This window comes from Citrobacter sp. wls710 (assembly GCF_005281115.1).
Classification (GTDB): Bacteria; Pseudomonadota; Gammaproteobacteria; order Enterobacterales; family Enterobacteriaceae; genus Citrobacter; species Citrobacter werkmanii.
Genome location: NZ_SZXD01000039.1, coordinates 87,016 through 108,358 on the forward strand (window position 1 = coordinate 87,016; position 21,343 = coordinate 108,358).

The window sequence follows — 21,343 nt, forward strand, 5'->3', positions numbered from 1 at the left end:
CCGCATCCGGCGCTCATCCCACAAAGGATTCACATCAATGGCATACACCACTTTTTCACAGACGAAAAATGATCAGCTTCTGGAACCGATGTTCTTCGGCCAGCCGGTGAACGTCGCCCGCTACGATCAGCAAAAATATGACATCTTCGAAAAACTGATCGAAAAGCAGCTCTCTTTCTTCTGGCGTCCGGAAGAGGTCGATGTTTCCCGCGATCGCATCGACTTCCAGGCGCTGCCGGAGCATGAAAAGCATATCTTCATCAGCAACCTGAAGTATCAGACGTTACTGGACTCCATTCAGGGTCGTAGCCCGAACGTCGCGCTGCTGCCGTTAATCTCGATTCCTGAACTGGAAACCTGGGTCGAAACGTGGGCGTTTTCTGAAACTATCCACTCGCGCTCTTACACCCATATTATCCGTAACATCGTGAACGATCCGGCGGTGGTGTTTGATGATATCGTTACCAACGAGCAGATCCAGAAGCGCGCGGAAGGCATTTCCAGCTACTATGACGAATTGATCGAGATGACCAGCTATTGGCATCTGCTAGGGGAAGGCACCCATACCGTTAATGGCAAAACGGTTGTCGTGAACCTGCGTGAGCTGAAGAAAAAGCTGTACCTGTGTCTGATGAGCGTGAACGCGCTGGAAGCCATTCGCTTCTACGTGAGCTTCGCCTGCTCCTTCGCATTCGCCGAACGTGAACTGATGGAAGGCAATGCGAAAATTATTCGTCTGATCGCCCGCGACGAAGCCCTGCACCTGACCGGTACGCAGCACATGCTGAACCTGCTGCGCAGCGGTGTAGACGACCCAGAGATGGCGGAAATCGCAGAAGAGTGTAAGCAAGAGTGCTACGACCTGTTCGTGCAGGCCGCGCTGCAAGAGAAAGAGTGGGCGGACTATCTGTTCCGTGACGGTTCGATGATCGGCCTGAACAAAGATATTCTGTGCCAGTACGTTGAGTACATCACCAACATTCGTATGCAGGCTGTTGGGCTGGATCTGCCGTTCCAGACGCGCTCTAACCCGATCCCGTGGATCAACACCTGGCTGGTGTCCGATAACGTACAGGTTGCGCCGCAGGAAGTGGAAGTCAGCTCCTATCTGGTCGGCCAGATCGATTCCGAAGTTGATACCGACGATCTGAGTAACTTCCAACTCTGATGAGCCGCGTTACTCTGCGCATCTCTGGCACACAGCTGCTGTGCCAGGATGAACACCCTTCCCTGCTGGTCGCACTCGAATCGCACAATGTTGAAGTCGAATACCAGTGTCGTGAGGGTTACTGCGGTTCCTGCCGTACCCGCCTGGTAGCGGGACAGGTGGACTGGATTGCAGAACCTCTGGCCTTTATTCAGCCGGGAGAAATATTGCCCTGCTGTTGCCGGGCAAAAGGCGATATTGAACTTGAGCTGTAACGGTTAGTGCACTTCATGTGCGCTAACCAGCGGCATCGCCCCGCGGCGTTTCATCTGCGCGATATACAGCGCCCCGGCTAAAACCACCAGCAGCGCCCCTACCAGATAAATCGCCCGATAGCCCACGCCCTCGACCATCATCCCCATAATGAACGCGCCAATCGCCATTCCCGCATCCATCGCATTAAAGAATAGCGAATTGGCGATGCCAATTTTATGCGGCTCCACCGAGCTAATAATTTGTGTCTGGAATACCGGCGTGACCGAACCGTAACCAATGCCGATTAATCCCCCGGCAATAATCATCATGATGCTGCCGTTGGTGTAGCCAAGCGCCACCAGTCCCACTGTAAAGGCCAGCAAACACGGATATACCACGTATTTCGGCCCTTTTTTATCACAAATGTTGCCGGTAAAGGTTCGACAGATCATCAGGCAAATAGCGTAGCACAACAGGAAATTACTGGCGGCGGCCATCAGATCCAACTCGCGCGCATACAGCGCGAGGAAAGCAGAAACGCCCGCATAGGAGAAGGTCATGAAAAACGTCACCATCGCGAAAGGCAGCGCGGCACGGTCAAACATTGCCGCAAATCCCAGCTTCGGTTTTGAGCCGTCGGCATGACGGATGACCGGCGGTACGGCGACGATCAATGACAGGATAATACCCAGCGCGGCAACCGCGCTACACAGCCAGAAAGCGGTGGTAAAAGCGCCCCAGCGTGCCATATTCAGCCCCACCCAGGGCCCCACAACCATTGCCAGTCCCATGGCCAACGAGAAAAAACTGATGCCCTCCCCACGTCGGGAGGCCGGTATCAGCCGCGCGGAAATCGTTCCTTTTACCGTGGTAATGACGCCAAACGTCACCCCATGAAGCACCCGAATAAACAGCAGCGATTCAATTGAGTGGCAAACAGGATACAGCGCAGTGACAACCAAAAAGGCCAGAGAAGAGAGCACCAGAATCGTTTTATTCGAATATTTTCCCACCCATTGCCCGGCGAACGGACGCACAACAATTGCGGCACCTAAAAAGAAGGTGACCAATAAGCCGGCTTTATCCGGCGTGGCGTGCAGGCGATCCGAAATATAGATCGGTAATAACGTAAGCAGGACATAAAACACAAAGAATATAATGAAGCTAATTATCGTGATTGCCCAAAAATCCTTCGTCCACAGTTTTTCTTTCATATTCGACAACCTGTCCAGACGGCGCACGCAGGCAACGCTCAGCTCAACTGAGCAACGGAGAGGTGCGTCAAAATGTGATTTATACGGTAGACCGCAAGTGTAAACAGGTTCATCATATTAGAGAAATTAATCGTTTTAATATTGTTAATTAGAGGGAACTAATGACATTAACCCAAATCCACGCCCTGCTTGCGGTGCTTGAATGCGGCGGTTTTACCGAAGCCAGTAAGCGGCTGTATATGACCCAATCCGCTGTAAGCCAGGCAATTTCGGCGCTTGAAGAAGAGCTGGGAGTCGAATGTCTTATCCGCGAGCGCCGCAAAGACATTCAGCTCACCCCCGTTGGAAGACGGATCGTACCGCACCTGCGCATGATCGTTTCAGAAACCAACGCGGTGAAAGAGATTGCCGAGCAGGAGCGAAAAAACCCAGCCCGAACCCTGCGCATCGGCTGCTTTCCCAGCGCCTGCGCCTGCATTTTACCGGGCATTATCCACCACTTCGAGCAGCACCATCCGCACATCAAAATCATTCCCTTCGAAGAGAACAGCACGGCGATCGTGGATTCCCTGCGCAGCGGGGATATTGATGCTGGATTTGTGCATTTTCCGGTGACTGGCATGTACTGCGTACCGATCTATCGCGACAAATTTACCGTCGTGGTTCCCGAAAACCATCCTCTGGCAGCCAATACCGCGGTTACGGTTGAACAGTTGGTGGGAGAACCGCTGATTATCAGTAAAGGGCGCTACGAATTAAGCATCATGACGCTATTTAAAGAGAAAGGTATCGAGCCGGTTATTAAATACGAATTTAACCATCCGGATACCGCGATGAGCTTTATTCGGCAGGGGCTGGGTATTGCATTATTACCGGAATTGACGCTGAAAGCCGCTGGCGGGGAGATTCGCTCGGTGGCGCTGGAGCCGACGTTCTATCGACAGATATCGTTACTGGCAAAAGAGCCGCCGGTGGACGGCAGCCCTTTATTTCTCCTGCAGGCTTGTATGGAAACATTGACAGCAGACGGCCTTATCTAACAGTTACTAACGTTATCCAATAAGGCCTGTGACCGGAGGTGCATCACAGGCCTTGTGCCATTACTCTTTATTCAGGAATTTCACTGCTTTGTCGGGGAAATCGGTGAACAACCCGTCAACGCCCGCCTTGTTATACAGAATGTCATACAGCTGGTTTACGTCAGTAGTGTAATCCGGTAGCTGATCGGCACGAACCGTATAAGGATGCACCACCATCTTGTTCTGATGCGCGTCCTGAACCATGCCAGTTAACGAGATATTGCCTTTTTTCGAGTTCTCATCAACCAGCATGTGGTAGTCCGGCCCAATGCCGTCCGCATACTGCGCCACCTGTTTCATGGCACCCGGTTTGAACATCCAATCGTAGTTGTAATTAACCCAACTACCGTCCGGCTTTTTCTCCTGGGTTTCATTCCAGTCAGTGTACGCAATTAACTGCACCAGATTGAGATCCATCCCCATCTTTGGTTCCAGTTCATTTTTAATGCGCTTTAACTCCGCAACATCAAAACACTGCAGATAAACCTTGTCGTTTTTGCTGGTATACCCGTACTTTTTCAGCACTTCCAGCGTTTTCGCTGCGATGTCCTTCCCTTCCTGGTGATGGAACCACGGCGCTTTCATTTCCGGATAAATACCGATGTTTTTACCGGTTGAGTGATTCAGTCCCTGAACGAACTCAATCTCTTCTTCGAAGGTGTGCACGCGGAAATCAGATTTACCCATTGGGAAGCGCCCAAGGTAGGTCTGTACCTTTTTGCCATTTTCGATATCAAAGCCTTCGGTAAATTTCAGCGATTTGATCTCATCCAGAGTAAAGTCGATAGCGTAATAACGTCCATCTTTACGCGCACGATCCGGAAAACGCTCAGCGACATCGGTGACGCGGTCCAGATAGTGGTCATGCAGGACGACCAGATGGTCATCCTTGGTCATCACCAAATCCTGCTCCAGATAATCCGCGCCCTGAGCATAGGCCATCGCTTTCGCGGGCAGCGTATGCTCAGGTAAATAACCGCTTGCCCCACGGTGCGCAATCACGATTTTATCGGCGGCGACCGCCGCGCTGCTAACAACCATACCAGCCAGCATCAGCGCCACGCTGAGACTTTTCAATGTGGTTTTCATAAATTAGCCCCCGTTACGTTTCAGCTGTACTTCTTCGTGGTGACGTTTTTCACCAATCATGACGACCACCAGCAGAATGACCGCCAGCACGCTACCGCCAATCATCACCATAAAGCCGCCGTCCCAGCCGAAGAAGTCAACGGTGTAGCCGACAATGGCGCTCGCCGCCACAGAACCGCCGAGATAACCGAACAGTCCGGTGAAGCCTGCCGCCGTGCCCGCCGCTTTTTTCGGCGCCAGTTCCAGCGCGTGCAGACCAATCAACATGACCGGGCCGTAGATCAGGAAGCCGATGATAATCATACAAGCCATATCAACGTTCGGGTTCCCTGCCGGGTTCATCCAGTAAACGATGGTCGCGATAGTCACCAGCGTCATAAAGAACACGCCGGTCGCGCCACGGTTGCCGCGGAAGACTTTATCCGACATCCAACCACACAGCAGCGTGCCCGGAATACCCGCGTATTCATACAGGAAGTAGGCCCAGGATGATTTATCGAGTGCGAAATGCTTCACTTCTTTCAGGTAGGTCGGTGACCAGTCCAGGATGCCGTAGCGCAGCAGATAAACAAACACGTTGGCGATAGCGATGTACCACAACAGTTTGTTTGGCAATACATACTGCATGAAGATCTGCTTCGCAGTCAGCTCTTCTTCCGCTTTCTCGTTGTAATCGTCCGGATAGTCGTTCTTATATTCTTCGATAGGCGGCAGGCCGCAGGACTGCGGCGTATCACGCATCATCGCAAAGGCGAACAGCGCAACCACAATCGCACCGAAAGCAGGCATATACAGCGCCGCTTTCCAGTCATTGAACCAGGCCATACCGAGCAGGAACAGCAGAGGAGGCAGACCGCCGCCCACGTTGTGCGCACAGTTCCAGACGGAAACAATACCGCCACGTTCTTTCTGCGACCACCAGTGCACCATGGTACGGCCACACGGCGGCCACCCCATCCCCTGGAACCATCCGCAGAGGAACAGCAGCACAAACATAATCGCAATGCTCGATGTCGCCCACGGCACAAAGCCCATAAACAACATCACTGCGGCAGCCAGAATCAAACCTGCTGGCAGGAAAACGCGCGGATTCGAGCGATCCGAAACGGACCCCATGATGAATTTCGAAAATCCGTAAGCGATGGAGATACCGGATAAGGCAAAACCCAGATCGCCGCGAGAGAAACCCTGCTCAACCAGATATGGCATCGCCAGGGCGAAGTTCTTACGTACCAGATAGTACGCGGCATAACCAAAGAAAATCCCCAGGAAAATCTGCCAACGCAATCGACGATATGTCGGATCGATCTCCGTAGCAGGCAAACGCGCCTTATGTGGCGCTGGTTTAAAAATACTCAACATAGTGTAGCCTCCGTGGCCGTCTTTCATTCGAAGTAAACACTGCAGTTCGTCATTACTACCCTACCGCTTCCAGTGTGGCCGCGATGTTAAGGAAAGATACCTAACAAAAATGTGAAACGCAGCACATATTGTTACAGATTTATGACAAATGTTCATAAAGGCGCACGGAATCACGTTTCATTTTCGAATAATGAGCGATTATGCGCGAAATCAAACAATCCATGTTTTTTATGTGGCTAAATGATAAAAAACGAACTGTGAGGAAAAACAATGAAAACTCGCGACTCGCAAACAAGTGACGTGATTATCATTGGTGGAGGAGCAACAGGTGCAGGGATCGCACGCGACTGTGCGCTGCGCGGGTTGCGCGTCATCTTAGTGGAACGCCACGATATCGCCACGGGCGCGACCGGACGTAACCACGGCCTGCTGCATAGCGGTGCGCGCTACGCCGTCACCGACGCTGAATCTGCCCGTGAGTGCATCAGCGAAAACCAAATTCTGAAACGTATCGCCCGTCATTGCGTTGAGCCGACGGACGGTCTGTTTATTACCCTGCCGGAGGATGAGCTCTCCTTCCAGGCTACCTTTATTCGCGCCTGTGAAGAGGCCGGTATTCGCGCAGAAGCGATTGACCCTAAGCAGGCGCGCATTATCGAACCCTCCGTCAACCCACTGTTGATTGGCGCAGTTAAAGTGCCGGACGGTACGGTCGATCCCTTCCGCTTAACCGCCGCCAACATGCTGGATGCGCGTGAGCATGGCGCGCTTATCTTAACGGCCCATGAAGTGACGGGGCTGATTCGCGAAGGGGCAACGGTTTGCGGCGTTAACGTGCGCAATCATCTGACGGGTGAGATGCAGTCCCTGCATGCGCCGGTGGTGGTGAATGCCGCCGGGATCTGGGGCCAGCGCATTGCAGAATATGCCGATCTGAGTATCCGGATGTTCCCGGCCAAAGGTTCGCTGCTGATTATGGATCATCGTATAAACCAGCATGTCATTAATCGCTGCCGTAAACCTTCTGACGCCGATATTCTGGTGCCTGGTGATACCATTTCGCTCATTGGTACCACCTCGCAGCACATTGATTACGACGATATTGACAGCAACCGCGTCACCGCAGAAGAGGTTGATATTCTGCTGCGCGAAGGCGAGAAACTGGCGCCGATTATGGCGAAAACACGCATTTTACGTGCCTACTCAGGTGTGCGACCGCTGGTCGCCAGCGACGACGATCCAAGCGGTCGTAACGTCAGCCGCGGTATTGTGCTGTTCGATCACGCTGAACGTGACGGACTGGATGGGTTTATCACCATTACCGGCGGTAAGCTGATGACCTACCGTCTGATGGCGGAATGGGCCACCGATGCCGTTTGCCGCAAGCTGGGCAATTCTCAACCTTGCACCACGGCAGACACCGCGCTGCCAGGCTCGCAGGAATCCACCGAGCACACGCTGAAACGCGTAATTTCATTGCCTGCGCCGTTGCGCGGTTCGGCGGTCTACCGTCACGGCGATCGCACCCCGGCGTGGCTTAGCGAAGGTCGTCAGCACCGTAGCCTGGTCTGTGAATGTGAAGCGGTCACCGCGGGCGAAGTGCAATACGCCGTCGAGAATTTAACCGTCAACAGCCTGCTCGATTTACGTCGCCGTACCCGCGTTGGTATGGGGACCTGCCAGGGCGAATTGTGCGCCTGCCGCGCCGCAGGTTTACTGCAACGTTTTAATGTCACCACTGCTGCGCAATCTATCACCCAGCTTTCCGATTTCCTCAATGAGCGCTGGAAAGGCGTGCAGCCTATCGCCTGGGGAGATGCGCTGCGCGAAAGCGAATTCACGCGCTGGGTCTATCAGGGATTGTGCGGTCTGGAAAAGGAGCACCAGGATGAAATTTGATACCGTCATTATCGGCGGCGGCCTGGCCGGACTGCTGTGCGGCCTGCAGCTGCAAAAAAGCGGGTTGCGCTGTACGATTGTCACGCGCGGCCAAAGCGCCTTGCATTTTTCCTCCGGCTCACTGGATTTGCTCAGCAACTTACCCGATGGTCAACCGGTGGTAGAGATAGAAGCAGGTCTGAATGCGCTGCGTACTCAGGCGCCCACGCATCCGTATAGCACCATCGGAACACAGAACGTCCTGGAGCTGGCCCAGCAGGCGCAGGATCTACTGGATGAATGCGGAACGCATTTGCAGGGCAAGGTACGCCAGTCACATCAACGCGTAACCCCGTTGGGAACTCTGCGCTCAACCTGGTTAAGTTCCCCAGAAGTTCCGGTGTGGCCACTGTCCGCACAGCGTATCTGCGTTGTCGGTATCAGCGGTTTACTGGATTTTCAGGCGCATCTCGCCGCGGCCTCACTGCGCCAGCGTAATCTCAGCGTCGAGACAGCCGAAATCGATCTGCCCGAGCTGGATGTCCTGCGTGACAACCCGACCGAGTTTCGCGCCGTCAATATTGCGCGCCTGCTGGACAACGAAGATAAATGGTCGCTGCTCTATGATGCTTTACTGCCACAGGCAAAAACCTGCGACATGATCATTATGCCAGCCTGTTTCGGCCTGGTGGATGAGCGCCTCTGGCACTGGCTTAACGAGCGCCTTCCCTGCTCGTTAACGTTGCTACCAACTCTACCGCCTTCAGTAATGGGTATGCGTCTGCACAACAAATTACAACGCCAGTTTGTGCGCCAGGGCGGCGTCTGGATGCCGGGTGATGAAGTGAAGAAAATCACCTGTCAGGACGGCGTAGTCAGTGCAATCTGGACCCGTAACCATGCCGATATCCCGTTGCGTCCACGCTTCGCCGTGCTCGCCAGCGGCAGCTTTTTCAGCAGCGGACTGATCGCCACGAGAGAGGCCATCCACGAACCGATCCTCGGGCTGGATGTACAGCAAACCGCCACCCGCGCCGAGTGGTATCAACGCGACGTCTTCGATCCGCAACCGTGGCAAAAGTTTGGCGTCATAACCGACGCTACGCTGCGCCCGTCACTGGCGGGTAAAACGGTAGAAAATATGTATGCCATCGGTTCTGTTCTCGGTGGTTTCGACCCTATTGCCGAGGGTTGCGGAGGCGGCGTATGCGCAGTCAGTGCCTTACACGCCGCACATGACATTGCGAAACGTGCAGGAGGACAGCAATGAGCGACACACGTTTTGAAAGTTGTATCAAATGCACGGTGTGCACCACCGCCTGCCCGGTAAGCCGCGTCAATCCGGGCTACCCTGGCCCAAAACAAGCCGGACCGGACGGCGAGCGTCTGCGCCTGAAAGATGGCGCGTTATACGACGACGCGCTGAAATACTGCATCAACTGTAAGCGCTGCGAAGTGGCGTGTCCGTCAGATGTGAAAATTGGCGATATCATCCAGCGTGCGCGCGCCAAATATGACACTACGCGTCCATCGCTGCGTAATTTTGTTTTAAGCCATACGGATTTAATGGGAAGTGTATCCACCCCGTTCGCGCCGATAGTGAATACCGCCACCTCGCTGAAACCGGTACGCCAGTTGCTGGACTACGCGCTGAAAATCGACCATCGCCGTACGCTGCCGAAATACTCCTTTGGTACGTTCCGCCGCTGGTATCGCAGCGTTGCTGCCCTGCAGGCACAGTATCCGGAGCAGGTCGCCTTTTTCCACGGCTGTTTTGTTAATTACAACCATCCGCAACTCGGCAAAGACCTGATCAAGGTCCTGAACGCCATGGGAACCGGCGTACAACTGCTGAGCAAAGAAAAATGCTGCGGCGTACCGCTGATCGCCAACGGCTTTACCGATAAAGCCCGCAAGCAGGCGGTGAGCAACGTGGCCTCGCTCAGGGAAGCGATTGACGGGAAAGGCATTCCGGTGATCGCCACCTCATCAACCTGTACCTTTGCACTCCGCGATGAGTACCCGGAAGTGCTGGACGTCGACAACACGGGCCTGCGCGAACATATTGAACTGGCGACCCGCTGGCTGTGGCGCAAGCTGGATGAAGGCAAAACGTTGCCGCTGAAGACGCTGCCGCTGAAAGTGGTCTATCACACGCCTTGCCATATGGAGAAAATGGGCTGGACGCTCTACACGCTGGAGCTGTTGCGCCAAATTCCGGGACTGGAGCTGACGGTGTTAGATTCTCAGTGTTGCGGAATCGCCGGGACATACGGCTTTAAAAAGGAAAACTACCCGACATCACAATCGATTGGCGCACCGTTATTCCGCCAAATTGAAGAAAGCGGTGCCGATATCGTTGTCACCGACTGTGAAACCTGTAAATGGCAGATAGAGATGTCTACAAGCAAACGCTGCGAACATCCTATCACCCTGCTTGCCAAAGCATTGGGTTAACTCTGTTGCCCGGTGGCGTTTGTTACCGGGCATTTTTGCGTACTCTGTTCCGCCTATCTGAATACGTTGCAATCGGGCGTATTTATCTCTGATTCACGCACACAAATAGCCAAATCCCCCAATGCAGCTCTGATTAAAAGTGAGTACCGTCATGCCATCTTCTCCTTCAGGTGACGGACTACCATGGATAAATCAACCACCGCTACACCGCATGATGCAGCGTGATTTGATGGGGCTGGTGGACCGTCTGGTCTCGCTTTTAGTTACAAGCACCGCTAATGACAGCCAGTTGTAAACGCTATTTAATTACCTGCTACGATACGGCAATGTTTCTCACGTCAGCGCATTTATCCATGAGGTTGCCGAACGTTCCACCCATCACAAGGAGAGGTTGATGACAATCGCAGAGAGGCTAAGACAAGAAGGCCACCACCATGGCCTACAAGAAGGGATACAGCAAGGATTAGAACAGGGAGTGCAAAAAGGTACGCAAGAAGAGGCCTTACGTATCGCTCGCATGATGCTGGAAAATGGAATTGATCATAATTTGGTTCAGTTAATTACCGGGCTATTGCCTGGCGATGTTACAGACTGAGTCAGGTTGGGAAGGTTTGCAGCCTTCCCAATCAATGCTTAAATCGTCAGCGATTCAACCACTTCAATCCAGCCGTGTTCGCTGGCAATATCCTGGCCGTTTAGCCAACGACGCAGCATATTGAGCGCCATCATCGCGCACACTTCCTGGCGAATCGGCAAGCTGTAGCGATTAGCGTTCAACCGTACGCGTAAGGCATGCGTCCCGTTAGGCGTGGCCAACGCAAAGTTAATATGTTCGTTTTCGAAAGCCGATATCGCCAGTGCCAGCCCGGCATAGTGTTTGCCGCGTCGCTCGGTAATCCAGTGCGCCGTTTGCGCCAGCGTTTCTTCCTGGGGAGGAACCACTTCACTTGCCAACAAAGGAGCATTTGCACGCGAAAGCTGTAGCGCCACCAAGCCACCGGTGAACTGTTCGCTCAGCGTCAGACTGTATTGCCGCTCCTGCAACGTGCGGGCGATTTGCGCAGGCAAACCTTCCGTACCTTCGAAAATCATATTCTGCCCGGCAACCCGCTTCACCTCAGGCCACAGCGCCAGCATGGCGTCTCGTTGGGAATCCGGCCCGGTCAGCTTCAGCTCAATAATCGGCATCGACGAGCGGTAGCCCATTGTTACTCCCGGCGGCAAAGGCAGCGGATCCAGACTCTGCGCCAGGTCACTTTCAGAACGGCCAAAGGTGGTTAATCGCAGGCAGAGAGGTGGTTGAGGCAGAGAAAAACGCTCACGCAAACGCGGCAGAATCTCATGCTCAACCATGACTTTAAATTCCGATGGCACGCCAGGCGTAAAGAACATCAGGCAACGGTTTAGCTTCACTGCGAATCCGCACGCGGTGCCGACAGGATTATTGATAAATTCAGCGCTGGCAGGAAGCTCAGCCTGTTTTCGGTTGCTCGGCGCCATCACGCGGCCACGGTCGCGGAAATAACGCTCCATCTCGGCCAGCCATGCTTCATGCAGTACCAGCCCTTCGCCTTTCGCCGTTGCCGCCGCCTGCGCGCTTAAATCATCGCTGGTTGGCCCCAGACCGCCATTAACGATCAGCACATCGGCGTGTTCGCTACGTTCACGTAGAATAGCGACCAAATCGTCAAGATTGTCCCCTACCGTATTGCGGCGGGTTAACGGTAATCCCTGATTAAAGAAAAAATCAGCCAGCCAGGCGGCATTGGTGTCGACGATTTGTCCGTGCAACACTTCATCCCCGGTGGATAGCATCTCCACGTTTAACATCGTGTTCTCCTGCTTTTATGATGAAAACACTATAGCGCATGGAGAGGGGAAGGCGCGACTGAACGCCGCGCCAGAAATATCAGAAGCTGGCGTTAACCCCAACGTACGGACCATCAGCAATCGCGTTATCGCGGTTGCCATCTTTACCCGCCAGGTTCAGGTAGCGATAACCGGCTTCAATGCTCAGCGGGCGCATAATTGTCAGACGCGCACCGGCATTGGCTTCTTCATAACTGTCGATACCGCTGGAAAGCGAATCAGGAGAGTAATAGTACTCACCAAACAGGCGGAAGCTATCGCCAATCGGCCACTGCAGACCGCCACCAACTGCCGCCGCGTAGCCTTCATCACCATCATTAGGATTAGTATAAATACCTTTTCCTCCAACGGTTGCCAGCAACGGACCAAGCGGAATATTCAGACCCAGTCCCAGACCGGCTGCATCGCCATCGTCATCGTTATGCATCCAGTTACCGCTGACCGCCAGTCCGGTAGACTCAGTTCCCATACCAAACCCAAGGTTGGTGTAATCTTCGCCCGCCTGGCCACTAATGCTAATTGCGCTCGCCGACGCGGAAACAAACAGCATTCCGGCAAAACCCAACATTAAACTTTTTTTCATTTTCTATCCTTTCCAGCAAGAATCAAAACATAGCCCCAAAACCGAGGAATTGTACTGCCAGATGACAAGGAATCAATGAGCTAAAAAAGCGATGCAATGGCATATTGTAACCAAATACTACTTACAAGTTTGAGTTAAGGTTACATTCTGCGGCTAATTGCAGAATCGAACGCGGCTGCCCCCGTTTTCAACAAACATCCCTTTCCCCCCTGATAAAGCAGGGTTAATCGTCACGGAAGCGTTTTTTCTGCCGCCAGCAAAAGGTAAGATGGGCACACGATGGAATTCTCAGTATTCCCCTACAAGGATCCGACTTATGCGCCAAAGAACGATTGTTTGTCCATTAATACAAAATAATGGCTGTTATTTACTGTGCAAAATGGCTGATGACCGTGGCGTGTTCCCCGGCCAGTGGGCGCTTTCTGGCGGCGGTGTTGAAGCGGGCGAACGCATCGAAGAAGCATTGCGTCGGGAAGTGAGGGAAGAACTGGGCGAACAGCTCGTGTTATCAGAAATTACCCCATGGACCTTCAGTGATGATATTCGCACCAAAACCTATGCCGATGGCAGCCAGGAAGAGATTTACATGATCTATCTTATCTTTGATTGTGTCGCGGAGAATCGTGAAGTGAACATTAACGAAGAGTTTCAGGCGTTCGCCTGGGTTAAACCGGAAGATCTTGGCACGTACGACTTAAATGTCGCCACGCGTAAGACGTTAACCCTGAAAGGATTACTCTAAGTTATCATTCTAATAGTGGCATAAAATAAACCCTCTGAATTGCGGCATTGCATTGACCTGTCTACGGTAAACAGCAATGCCGTTTACGCCACGCAATTTCTGTAAAATTCATTTGATTTCAAAACAATAAATTAAAAACACCGTTATTTTCCTTTATATCTCGAACCTTAAACTCTTAAGGATAAATTAACCTTCAGTCATTAACCTTTGAAGCCTGATAAATAATTAACGACGCCCCTGTTTATCGCTAAAAATAAAACGTCGGTGCGTTAAATGGCTTGAAGGAATAATGATGTCTGACTTTTTGCCTTTCTCTCGCCCGGCTATGGGAGCTGAAGAGCTTGCCGCAGTGAAGGCGGTTCTGGATTCTGGCTGGATAACCACCGGCCCGCAAAATCAACAGTTGGAAGAAGCCTTCTGCCAGCTCACGGGAAATAAGCATGCCGTTGCCGTCTGCTCCGCCACTGCTGGAATGCACATCACGCTGATGGCGCTGGGCATCGGTGCGGGCGATGAGGTCATCACGCCATCGATGACGTGGGTTTCTACCCTCAATATGATTGTCCTGCTGGGTGCCACACCAATCATGGTCGATGTTGATCGCGATACGCTCATGGTCACACCGGAGCAGATTGAAGCGGCCATCACGCCACGAACCAAAGCGATTATTCCGGTACATTACGCTGGCGCCCCTGCTGACCTTGACGCGATTTATGCCATTGGCGAACGCTATGGCATTCCGATCATCGAAGATGCGGCGCACGCCGTAGGGACGTTATATAAGGGTCGTCATGTTGGCGCGCGCGGCACCGCTATTTTCTCGTTTCATGCCATCAAAAATATCACCTGTGCGGAGGGTGGGCTGATTGTTACCGATGACGGCCAGCTTGCCCAGCGGCTTCGCAGTCTGAAGTTTCACGGCCTGGGCGTTGATGCTTTCGATCGACAAACCTACGGCCGTGCGCCGCAGGCCGAAGTGTTGGCGCCAGGATACAAATACAACCTCACAGATATCAATGCCGCCATCGCGCTGGTACAGCTGAAGAAGCTGGAACAACTGAACTCGCGCCGCGCACAAATTGCCCAGGAATATCAACAGGCGCTGGCCGATACGCCATTTCAACCGTTGAGCCTGCCCCAGTGGTCCCACGTTCACGCCTGGCACCTGTTTATCATTCGTGTTGACGAAGCGCGCTGCGGCCTGAACAGAGATGCCTTAATGGAAGCGCTGAAGGCCAGAAATATCGGCACCGGTCTGCATTTTCGTGCAGCCCATACGCAAAAATATTACCGCGAACGCTTCACCACGCTTTCGCTGCCAAATACAGAATGGAATAGCGCACGCATCTGCTCGCTGCCATTGTTCCCCGATATGACCGCCACCGACACCCAGCGGGTCATTACGGCGCTTCGCGAGATTGCAGGACAATAACTATGTTTGAAGCCACACCGATCAAGAAAGTCTCAGTGGTCATTCCTGTTTTTAACGAACAGGAAAGCCTGCCAGAATTAATCAGACGCACCAGCGCCGCCTGCGAAAAATTGGGCAAAGATTATGAAATCTTGCTGATCGATGACGGCAGCAGCGACCGTTCCGCGCAACTGATGATGGACGCTTCACAGGCGCCGAACAGCCATATCGTTTCTATTCTGCTGAACCGCAATTACGGCCAGCACTCGGCAATTATGGCCGGTTTCAGCCATGTCACCGGTGACTTGATCATCACGCTGGATGCCGATTTGCAAAACCCGCCGGAAGAGATCCCCCGGCTGGTCGCCACCGCAGATGAAGGTTTCGATGTGGTCGGAACGGTACGCCAGAACCGACAGGACAGCGTATTTCGTAAAACCGCCTCGCGTATGATCAACCACCTGATTCAGCGCACTACCGGTAAAGCGATGGGCGACTACGGCTGCATGCTACGCGCCTATCGTCGCCATATTGTCGATGCCATGCTGCATTGCCAGGAACGCAGCACCTTTATTCCGATTCTGGCCAACATTTTTGCCCGTCGCGCCACGGAGATCCCGGTGCACCATGCAGAGCGTGAATTTGGTGACTCTAAATACAGCTTCATGCGTCTGATCAACCTGATGTATGACCTGGTGACCTGTCTGACCACCACGCCGTTACGTATGTTGAGCCTGCTCGGCAGCGTGATTGCCGCCACGGGCTTTACGCTGTCCGTTCTGCTTGTTGTGTTACGCCTGACGCTCGGCCCGCAGTGGGCCGCGGAAGGGGTATTCATGCTGTTTGCCGTCCTGTTTACCTTTATCGGCGCACAGTTCATTGGCATGGGTTTACTCGGCGAATATATCGGTCGCATCTATAACGATGTCCGCGCCCGCCCCCGCTATTTTGTTCAACACGTTATCCGCCCACAAACCACGCAGTCAACCGAGGAAAACCGCGCATGAAAGCCGTCGTATTTGCCTATCACGATATGGGATGTCAGGGTGTCCAGGCCTTGTTGGATGCAGGTTATGAAATCGCCGCAATTTTTACGCACACCGACAACCCGGGTGAAAAAGCGTTTTTTGGCTCTGTTTCCCGCCTCGCCGCCAGCGCCGGTATTCCGGTTTACGCCCCGGACGAGGTTAATCATCCTTTGTGGATCGAGCGCATTAGCCAACTGGCACCCGATGTTATCTTCTCGTTCTACTATCGCCATTTACTGAGTGAGGAGATCCTCAGTCTTGCGCCTAAGGGGGCATTTAATCTGCACGGCTCGCTGCTGCCAAAATACCGCGGCCGCGCGCCGCTGAACTGGGTATTGGTCAATGGCGAAACCGAAACCGGGGTCACGCTTCATCGCATGGTCAAACGTGCAGACGCTGGCGCTATTATCGCCCAGCAGTCTGTCGCTATCTCTTCGGATGATGTGGCGTTAACGCTGCACCATAAATTGTGCCAGGCTGCGCGTCACCTGCTGGAACAGGCGCTGCCCGCGATTAAAACGGGCGATTACGCAGAACGCCCGCAACAGGAAGCAGAGGCTACCTGTTTTGGCCGCCGCACGCCGGAAGATAGCTTCCTGGACTGGAACAAACCCACCGCGGAGCTGCATAACCATGTCCGCGCCGTCAGCGATCCGTGGCCGGGTGCATTTAGCTATGTTGGCACGCAAAAGTTCACCGTCTGGTCGTCGCGTGTTTGCACAAATGACCTTGCAGCCCAACCGGGCACCGTCATCTCCGTGTCGCCTTTGCTGATCGCCTGTGCCGATGGCGCACTGGAGATTATTACCGGACAAGCTGGCGATGGTATTGCGATGCAAGGCTCACAGCTGGCGCAGGTTCTGGGCCTGGTACCCGGTTCTCGTCTGAACAGCCAGTCAGTTACCACCAGCAAACGTCGTACTCGCGTGCTGATCCTTGGCGTTAACGGCTTCATTGGTAACCACCTGACCGAGCGCCTGCTGCAAGAAGACAATTACGAAGTATATGGACTCGATATTGGCAGCGACGCAATTGGGCGTTTCCTGCAACATCCGCGTTTCCATTTCGTCGAAGGCGACATTAGCATTCACTCCGAATGGATTGAATATCATGTGAAAAAATGCGACGTCGTATTGCCGCTGGTGGCGATCGCCACGCCAATCGAATATACCCGCAACCCACTGCGCGTGTTTGAACTCGATTTTGAAGAAAACCTGAAAATCATTCGCTACTGCGTGAAGTACCGTAAGCGCATCATTTTCCCGTCAACCTCCGAAGTCTACGGCATGTGTACCGATAAAGTCTTCGATGAGGACAGCTCGAATCTGATCGTCGGCCCGGTGAATAAACCACGTTGGATCTACTCCGTTTCCAAGCAGTTGCTGGACCGCGTAATCTGGGCATACGGCGAAAAAGAGGGGTTGCGCTTCACCCTGTTCCGTCCGTTTAACTGGATGGGACCGCGTCTGGACAGTCTTAACGCCGCGCGTATCGGCAGCTCACGCGCCATCACCCAATTGATTCTCAATCTGGTGGAAGGCTCACCGATTAAGCTGATTGAAGGCGGCAAGCAAAAGCGCTGTTTTACCGATATTCGCGATGGTATCGAAGCCCTGTACCGCATTATTGAAAATGAAGGCGGACGCTGTGACGGCGAGATTATCAACATCGGTAACCCGGAAAACGAAGCGAGTATTCAGGAACTGGCAGAAATGCTGCTAACCTGCTTTGAAAAACATCCATTACGTCAGCATTTTCCGCCGTTTGCCGGTTTCCGCGACGTCGAAAGCAGCACCTACTATGGTAAAGGTTATCAGGACGTTGAGCACCGTAAGCCCAATATTCGCAACGCAAAACGTTGCCTGAACTGGGAACCCACCATTGAGATGCAGGAAACGGTAGAAGAGACGCTGGACTTCTTCTTACGCAGTGTGGATATCACGGAACACACATCATGACCAAAGTTGGCTTGCGCATTGATGTCGACACATTCAGGGGGACACGCGAAGGCGTGCCCCGCCTGCTGGAGACATTGAACCGACATAACGTTCGGGCAAGTTTTTTCTTTAGCATGGGACCTGACAACATGGGACGCCATCTCTGGCGTCTGGTGAAGCCACAATTTCTGTGGAAGATGCTGCGCTCAAACGCAGCATCGCTCTACGGGTGGGATATTTTGCTGGCGGGTACAGCATGGCCGGGAAAAGAGATCGGCCAGGCCAATGCGGCCATTATTGCGCAAACCGCCCTGCTTCATGAAACCGGTTTGCATGCCTGGGATCACCATGCCTGGCAGGCGCGAAGCGGAAACTGGAATGACAAAGAGCTAATTGATGATATTTCACGTGGCATTACCGCCCTTGAAGCTATCATCAATCAGCCCGTTACCTGCTCCGCCGTTGCCGGATGGCGTGCCGACGACCGCGTCGTCCATGCCAAAGAAACGTTCCATCTGCGCTATAACAGCGACTGTCGGGGAACGTCGTTATTCCGTCCTGTGCTGGCATCCGGGAAAACAGGTACGCCGCAAATTCCTGTCACATTACCCACATGGGATGAAGTGGTGGGTCAGGAGGTTCAGGCGGTGGACTTTAACGCTTATATTCTCTCCCACATCCAGATGAGCAGAGAGACACCGGTGTACACCATTCATGCAGAAGTGGAAGGTATTGCCTTTCAGCAGAATTTTGACGAACTGCTCACTCGTGCTGCCGACATGGGGATTACGTTTTGCCCGCTCGGGGATCTGCTACCGGACGATATCAGTACGCTGCCAACCGGGCGGATCGTGCGTGGGAAAATTCCCGGCAGAGAGGGATGGCTCGGCTGTCAGCAACCCGTGGATATGACACAATGAAATCGGTACGTAACGCCCTGGCATTTATCGCTTTTATCGCGCTGTATTTTATTTTACCTATTAATAGTCGTCTGCTGTGGCAGCCTGATGAAACGCGCTATGCCGAAATCAGTCGGGAGACGCTGACCTCTGGCGACTGGATCGTTCCGCACTTTTTAGGGCTGCGTTATTTTGAAAAACCGATTGCCGGATACTGGTTGAACAGCATCGGGCAATGGCTGTTTGGCGCCAATAATTTTGGCGTCAGAGCGGGGGCGATTTTTGCCACCTTGCTGACGGCGCTGCTGGTAGCCTGGCTTGCCATGCGGATGTGGCAGGATAAGCGTACCGCCGTACTCTCTTCAGTTATCTTTTTAACCTTTTTTTCGGTCTATAGCATCGGTACCTACGCGGTACTCGATCCTATGATCGCACTCTGGCTGATGGCGGGCATGTGCTGCTTTTGGGAGGGGATGCAGGCCACTACCAGAACACGCAAAATCGTTGCCTTTCTGCTGTTAGGGCTAACCTGCGGCATGGGCGTAATGACCAAGGGTTTCCTGGCGCTTGCCGTTCCTGTGCTCAGCGTACTGCCGTGGGTTTTCGTGCAAAAACGCTGGAAAGACCTGATCGTCTACGGCCTGCTGGCAGTCGTCGGCTGCGTCGTGATTGTGCTGCCTTGGGGAGTAGCGATTGCTCAGCGTGAGCCGGACTTCTGGCATTACTTTTTCTGGGTCGAACACATTCAACGCTTCGCCCAGGATGATGCCCAACATAAGGCCCCTGTCTGGTACTACATTCCCGTGCTTTTGGCTGGCGCGTTACCGTGGCTCGGGCTGCTTCCCGGCGCACTGCGTACGGGCTGGCGGGAACGAGATGTTCCGCGCAGCACACTATACCTGCTAAGCTGGATTATCATGCCGATCCTGTTTTTCAGCATCGCAAAAGGAAAACTGCCGACCTATATTCTTTCCTGCTTCGCGCCGCTGGCGATATTAACGGCGCGTTTTGGCCTGCAGGCTGCGCAAAAAGGTTCAGCCGCGCTGCGTGTGAATGGCTGGATCAACGTTCTGTTTGGTGTGGTAGGCATTATCGCCACGTTTATTGTTTCCACGCTGGGACCGTTGAAAATGCCTATCTGGTCGCATATCGAAACCTATAAGGTTTTTTGTGCATGGGGTATTTTTCTCATCTGGACGCTCTTTGGCTGGTATACGTTAAATAACCGCGAGAAGAACTGGCAATTTGCCGCGTTTTGCCCATTAGGACTGGCGCTGTTGTTTGGCTTCTCCATTCCCGATCGGGTCATGGAATCTAAACAACCGCAGTTTTTTGTCGAGATGACCAAAGAGTCGCTGGAATCCAGCCGCTATATTCTCACCGACAGCGTTGGCGTCGCTGCGGGGCTGGCCTGGAGCCTGAAGCGTGACGACATCATGCTATACGGACAAACAGGCGAGTTGAAATACGGCCTCAGCTATCCGGATGCCCAAGGGCGCTTTGTCAGTCGGATGGACTTTGTCGACTGGTTAGCCCAACACCGTCAGCAAGGAAATATTACCCTCGTGCTCTCGATTGATAAGAATGAAGATATTAATCAACTAGCCATTCCTCCCGCTGATTATATCGATAATCAGGGGCGTCTGGTCCTGATTCAGTATCGGCCGAAATGATCTGGATAGTATTAATTTTCGCCAGCCTGCTCAGCGTATGCGGACAGTTATGCCAGAAGCAAGCAACGCGTCCGGTACCTTCAGGCAGGCGAAAACGCCATATTACGCAATGGATTGGGCTGGCCCTGGCAAGCCTCGGCCTGGCTATGCTGCTCTGGCTGGTGGTGTTGCAGAATATCCCTGTTGGCATCGCCTATCCCATGCTGAGCCTGAATTTTGTCTGGGTGACGCTGGCCGCCTGGAAAATCTGGCGCGAACCGGTCGCAACGCGCCACTGGCTGGGTGTGGGGCTGATAATCGCCGGCATATTCATTCTTGGGAGCGCGGTGTAATGGGCATTTTTTGGGGATTATGTAGCGTTATTATCACCTCGGCTGCCCAACTGAGTCTCGGCTTTGCGATGGATAACCTGCCGCCGATGCTGCAACCGTTGAAATTTCTATCCGCCGTATTCGCCCTCAACGCTGGCGCATTGGCTCTTTTTAGTGGGCTGGCGGGATATTTACTGTCGGTAATTTGCTGGCATAAGGCCCTGCACCAGCTCGCCCTGAGCAAGGCTTATGCCTTGCTCAGCCTCAGCTATGTTCTGGTTTGGGTCGCATCAATGATTCTGCCCGGCTGGCAGGGAACATTTTCAGTGAAGGCGCTGGTTGGGGTACTGTGCATCATGGCGGGTTTAATGACGATTTTTCTGCCTGCTGACAAGCACCGGCGCTGAGC

At 53.3% G+C, this 21,343-nt stretch carries 21 protein-coding genes; 16 read left to right on the top strand and 5 right to left on the bottom strand.

Annotation, left to right across the window (positions count from 1 at the left end; all coding sequences use genetic code 11):
* Positions 1-37: 37 nt before the first annotated feature.
* Both nrdB and yfaE read left to right on the top strand, forming a co-directional pair.
* Positions 38-1,168, top strand: coding sequence for a class Ia ribonucleoside-diphosphate reductase subunit beta (nrdB, locus tag FDX14_RS18690; protein WP_003027605.1), 1,131 nt, complete (start codon positions 38-40; stop codon positions 1,166-1,168).
* Entirely contained in the window at positions 1,168-1,422 is a 255-nt protein-coding gene (gene yfaE / locus FDX14_RS18695) for a class I ribonucleotide reductase maintenance protein YfaE (RefSeq protein ID WP_042307150.1), read from the top strand. Before nrdB ends, yfaE begins: the two co-directional genes overlap by 1 nt.
* A 3-nt stretch (positions 1,423-1,425) precedes the next feature.
* Here yfaE and FDX14_RS18700 read toward each other — a convergent pair whose 3' ends face one another.
* Entirely contained in the window at positions 1,426-2,616 is a 1,191-nt protein-coding gene (locus FDX14_RS18700) for an MFS transporter (protein ID WP_042307149.1), read from the bottom strand.
* Between the two features lie 161 nt (positions 2,617-2,777).
* On the opposite strand from FDX14_RS18700, the gene FDX14_RS18705 reads away from it, so the two are divergent.
* On the top strand, positions 2,778-3,656 hold the full coding sequence (locus FDX14_RS18705) for a LysR family transcriptional regulator (RefSeq protein ID WP_042307148.1): 879 nt from the start codon (positions 2,778-2,780) through the stop codon (positions 3,654-3,656).
* Positions 3,657-3,716: 60 nt separating this feature from the next.
* Here the strand turns inward: FDX14_RS18705 and glpQ are convergent, their stop codons facing one another.
* Positions 3,717-4,784 carry a glycerophosphodiester phosphodiesterase gene (gene glpQ / locus FDX14_RS18710; protein WP_137350040.1) on the bottom strand — a complete coding sequence of 356 codons (1,068 nt, stop codon included), beginning with the start codon at positions 4,782-4,784 and terminating at the stop codon, positions 3,717-3,719.
* 3 nt (positions 4,785-4,787) lie between these two features.
* Positions 4,788-6,146, bottom strand: a complete 1,359-nt coding sequence (gene glpT, locus FDX14_RS18715) for a glycerol-3-phosphate transporter (protein WP_038642244.1) — start codon at positions 6,144-6,146, stop codon at positions 4,788-4,790.
* Between the two features lie 270 nt (positions 6,147-6,416).
* Here glpT and glpA point away from each other — a divergent pair, with 270 nt between their 5' ends.
* From glpA to FDX14_RS18735, 5 genes are all read left to right on the top strand, one after another.
* Positions 6,417-8,045: an anaerobic glycerol-3-phosphate dehydrogenase subunit A gene (glpA, locus tag FDX14_RS18720; RefSeq protein WP_079223328.1), complete on the top strand. Its 1,629-nt coding sequence runs from the start codon at positions 6,417-6,419 to the stop codon at positions 8,043-8,045.
* Positions 8,035-9,294, top strand: coding sequence for a glycerol-3-phosphate dehydrogenase subunit GlpB (glpB, locus tag FDX14_RS18725; RefSeq protein ID WP_137350041.1), 1,260 nt, complete (start codon positions 8,035-8,037; stop codon positions 9,292-9,294). The genes glpA and glpB overlap by 11 nt, the downstream gene beginning before the upstream one ends.
* Positions 9,291-10,481, top strand: a complete 1,191-nt coding sequence (gene glpC / locus FDX14_RS18730; RefSeq protein ID WP_137350042.1) for an anaerobic glycerol-3-phosphate dehydrogenase subunit GlpC — start codon at positions 9,291-9,293, stop codon at positions 10,479-10,481. Before glpB ends, glpC begins: the two co-directional genes overlap by 4 nt.
* 151 nt (positions 10,482-10,632) lie before the next feature.
* On the top strand, positions 10,633-10,776 hold the full coding sequence (locus tag FDX14_RS25230; RefSeq protein WP_170973602.1) for a hypothetical protein: 144 nt from the start codon (positions 10,633-10,635) through the stop codon (positions 10,774-10,776).
* Between the two features lie 99 nt (positions 10,777-10,875).
* A complete protein-coding gene (locus FDX14_RS18735; RefSeq protein WP_137350043.1) occupies positions 10,876-11,076 on the top strand; it encodes an Rpn/YhgA-type helix-turn-helix domain-containing protein in 201 nt (66 codons plus the stop codon).
* A 38-nt stretch (positions 11,077-11,114) separates the two neighbouring features.
* Here FDX14_RS18735 and FDX14_RS18740 read toward each other — a convergent pair whose 3' ends face one another.
* Both FDX14_RS18740 and FDX14_RS18745 read right to left on the bottom strand, forming a co-directional pair.
* The gene (locus tag FDX14_RS18740) at positions 11,115-12,311 is read right to left on the bottom strand and encodes a nicotinamide mononucleotide deamidase-related protein YfaY (protein WP_137350044.1); all 1,197 of its coding nucleotides are present in this window, start codon (positions 12,309-12,311) and stop codon (positions 11,115-11,117) included.
* A gap of 79 nt (positions 12,312-12,390) precedes the next feature.
* On the bottom strand, positions 12,391-12,933 hold the full coding sequence (locus tag FDX14_RS18745; RefSeq protein WP_038642254.1) for a YfaZ family outer membrane protein: 543 nt from the start codon (positions 12,931-12,933) through the stop codon (positions 12,391-12,393).
* 316 nt (positions 12,934-13,249) lie between these two features.
* On the opposite strand from FDX14_RS18745, the gene nudI reads away from it, so the two are divergent.
* From nudI to arnF, 8 genes are all read left to right on the top strand, one after another.
* A complete protein-coding gene (gene nudI, locus FDX14_RS18750; protein WP_042307139.1) occupies positions 13,250-13,675 on the top strand; it encodes a nucleoside triphosphatase NudI in 426 nt (141 codons plus the stop codon).
* Between the two features lie 292 nt (positions 13,676-13,967).
* Entirely contained in the window at positions 13,968-15,107 is a 1,140-nt protein-coding gene (arnB, locus tag FDX14_RS18755) for a UDP-4-amino-4-deoxy-L-arabinose aminotransferase (protein ID WP_042307136.1), read from the top strand.
* Between the two features lie 2 nt (positions 15,108-15,109).
* A complete protein-coding gene (arnC, locus tag FDX14_RS18760) occupies positions 15,110-16,093 on the top strand; it encodes an undecaprenyl-phosphate 4-deoxy-4-formamido-L-arabinose transferase (RefSeq protein ID WP_042307134.1) in 984 nt (327 codons plus the stop codon).
* Positions 16,090-18,072: a bifunctional UDP-4-amino-4-deoxy-L-arabinose formyltransferase/UDP-glucuronic acid oxidase ArnA gene (arnA, locus tag FDX14_RS18765; protein WP_137350045.1), complete on the top strand. Its 1,983-nt coding sequence runs from the start codon at positions 16,090-16,092 to the stop codon at positions 18,070-18,072. The genes arnC and arnA overlap by 4 nt, the downstream gene beginning before the upstream one ends.
* Positions 18,069-18,971, top strand: a complete 903-nt coding sequence (arnD, locus tag FDX14_RS18770; protein ID WP_137350046.1) for a 4-deoxy-4-formamido-L-arabinose-phosphoundecaprenol deformylase — start codon at positions 18,069-18,071, stop codon at positions 18,969-18,971. The genes arnA and arnD overlap by 4 nt, the downstream gene beginning before the upstream one ends.
* Complete coding sequence (gene arnT / locus FDX14_RS18775) at positions 18,968-20,623, top strand: lipid IV(A) 4-amino-4-deoxy-L-arabinosyltransferase (RefSeq protein WP_137350047.1); 1,656 nt, start codon at positions 18,968-18,970, stop codon at positions 20,621-20,623. The genes arnD and arnT overlap by 4 nt, the downstream gene beginning before the upstream one ends.
* Positions 20,620-20,955 carry a 4-amino-4-deoxy-L-arabinose-phosphoundecaprenol flippase subunit ArnE gene (gene arnE / locus FDX14_RS18780; protein ID WP_042307126.1) on the top strand — a complete coding sequence of 112 codons (336 nt, stop codon included), beginning with the start codon at positions 20,620-20,622 and terminating at the stop codon, positions 20,953-20,955. Before arnT ends, arnE begins: the two co-directional genes overlap by 4 nt.
* Positions 20,955-21,341, top strand: coding sequence for a 4-amino-4-deoxy-L-arabinose-phosphoundecaprenol flippase subunit ArnF (arnF, locus tag FDX14_RS18785; RefSeq protein ID WP_042307124.1), 387 nt, complete (start codon positions 20,955-20,957; stop codon positions 21,339-21,341). The genes arnE and arnF overlap by 1 nt, the downstream gene beginning before the upstream one ends.
* Positions 21,342-21,343 lie beyond the last annotated feature (2 nt).

Excerpts from the sequence above, each read along its gene's own strand:
- nrdB (WP_003027605.1), top strand. The coding sequence starts at position 38 with ATGGCATACACCACTTTTTCACAGACGAAAAATGATCAGCTTCTGGAA.
- yfaE (WP_042307150.1), top strand. The coding sequence starts at position 1,168 with ATGAGCCGCGTTACTCTGCGCATCTCTGGCACACAGCTGCTGTGCCAG.
- FDX14_RS18700 (WP_042307149.1), bottom strand. The coding sequence starts at position 2,616 with ATGAAAGAAAAACTGTGGACGAAGGATTTTTGGGCAATCACGATAATT.
- FDX14_RS18705 (WP_042307148.1), top strand. The coding sequence starts at position 2,778 with ATGACATTAACCCAAATCCACGCCCTGCTTGCGGTGCTTGAATGCGGC.
- glpQ (WP_137350040.1), bottom strand. The coding sequence starts at position 4,784 with ATGAAAACCACATTGAAAAGTCTCAGCGTGGCGCTGATGCTGGCTGGT.
- glpT (WP_038642244.1), bottom strand. The coding sequence starts at position 6,146 with ATGTTGAGTATTTTTAAACCAGCGCCACATAAGGCGCGTTTGCCTGCT.
- glpA (WP_079223328.1), top strand. The coding sequence starts at position 6,417 with ATGAAAACTCGCGACTCGCAAACAAGTGACGTGATTATCATTGGTGGA.
- glpB (WP_137350041.1), top strand. The coding sequence starts at position 8,035 with ATGAAATTTGATACCGTCATTATCGGCGGCGGCCTGGCCGGACTGCTG.
- glpC (WP_137350042.1), top strand. The coding sequence starts at position 9,291 with ATGAGCGACACACGTTTTGAAAGTTGTATCAAATGCACGGTGTGCACC.
- FDX14_RS25230 (WP_170973602.1), top strand. The coding sequence starts at position 10,633 with ATGCCATCTTCTCCTTCAGGTGACGGACTACCATGGATAAATCAACCA.
- FDX14_RS18735 (WP_137350043.1), top strand. The coding sequence starts at position 10,876 with ATGACAATCGCAGAGAGGCTAAGACAAGAAGGCCACCACCATGGCCTA.
- FDX14_RS18740 (WP_137350044.1), bottom strand. The coding sequence starts at position 12,311 with ATGTTAAACGTGGAGATGCTATCCACCGGGGATGAAGTGTTGCACGGA.
- FDX14_RS18745 (WP_038642254.1), bottom strand. The coding sequence starts at position 12,933 with ATGAAAAAAAGTTTAATGTTGGGTTTTGCCGGAATGCTGTTTGTTTCC.
- nudI (WP_042307139.1), top strand. The coding sequence starts at position 13,250 with ATGCGCCAAAGAACGATTGTTTGTCCATTAATACAAAATAATGGCTGT.
- arnB (WP_042307136.1), top strand. The coding sequence starts at position 13,968 with ATGTCTGACTTTTTGCCTTTCTCTCGCCCGGCTATGGGAGCTGAAGAG.
- arnC (WP_042307134.1), top strand. The coding sequence starts at position 15,110 with ATGTTTGAAGCCACACCGATCAAGAAAGTCTCAGTGGTCATTCCTGTT.
- arnA (WP_137350045.1), top strand. The coding sequence starts at position 16,090 with ATGAAAGCCGTCGTATTTGCCTATCACGATATGGGATGTCAGGGTGTC.
- arnD (WP_137350046.1), top strand. The coding sequence starts at position 18,069 with ATGACCAAAGTTGGCTTGCGCATTGATGTCGACACATTCAGGGGGACA.
- arnT (WP_137350047.1), top strand. The coding sequence starts at position 18,968 with ATGAAATCGGTACGTAACGCCCTGGCATTTATCGCTTTTATCGCGCTG.
- arnE (WP_042307126.1), top strand. The coding sequence starts at position 20,620 with ATGATCTGGATAGTATTAATTTTCGCCAGCCTGCTCAGCGTATGCGGA.
- arnF (WP_042307124.1), top strand. The coding sequence starts at position 20,955 with ATGGGCATTTTTTGGGGATTATGTAGCGTTATTATCACCTCGGCTGCC.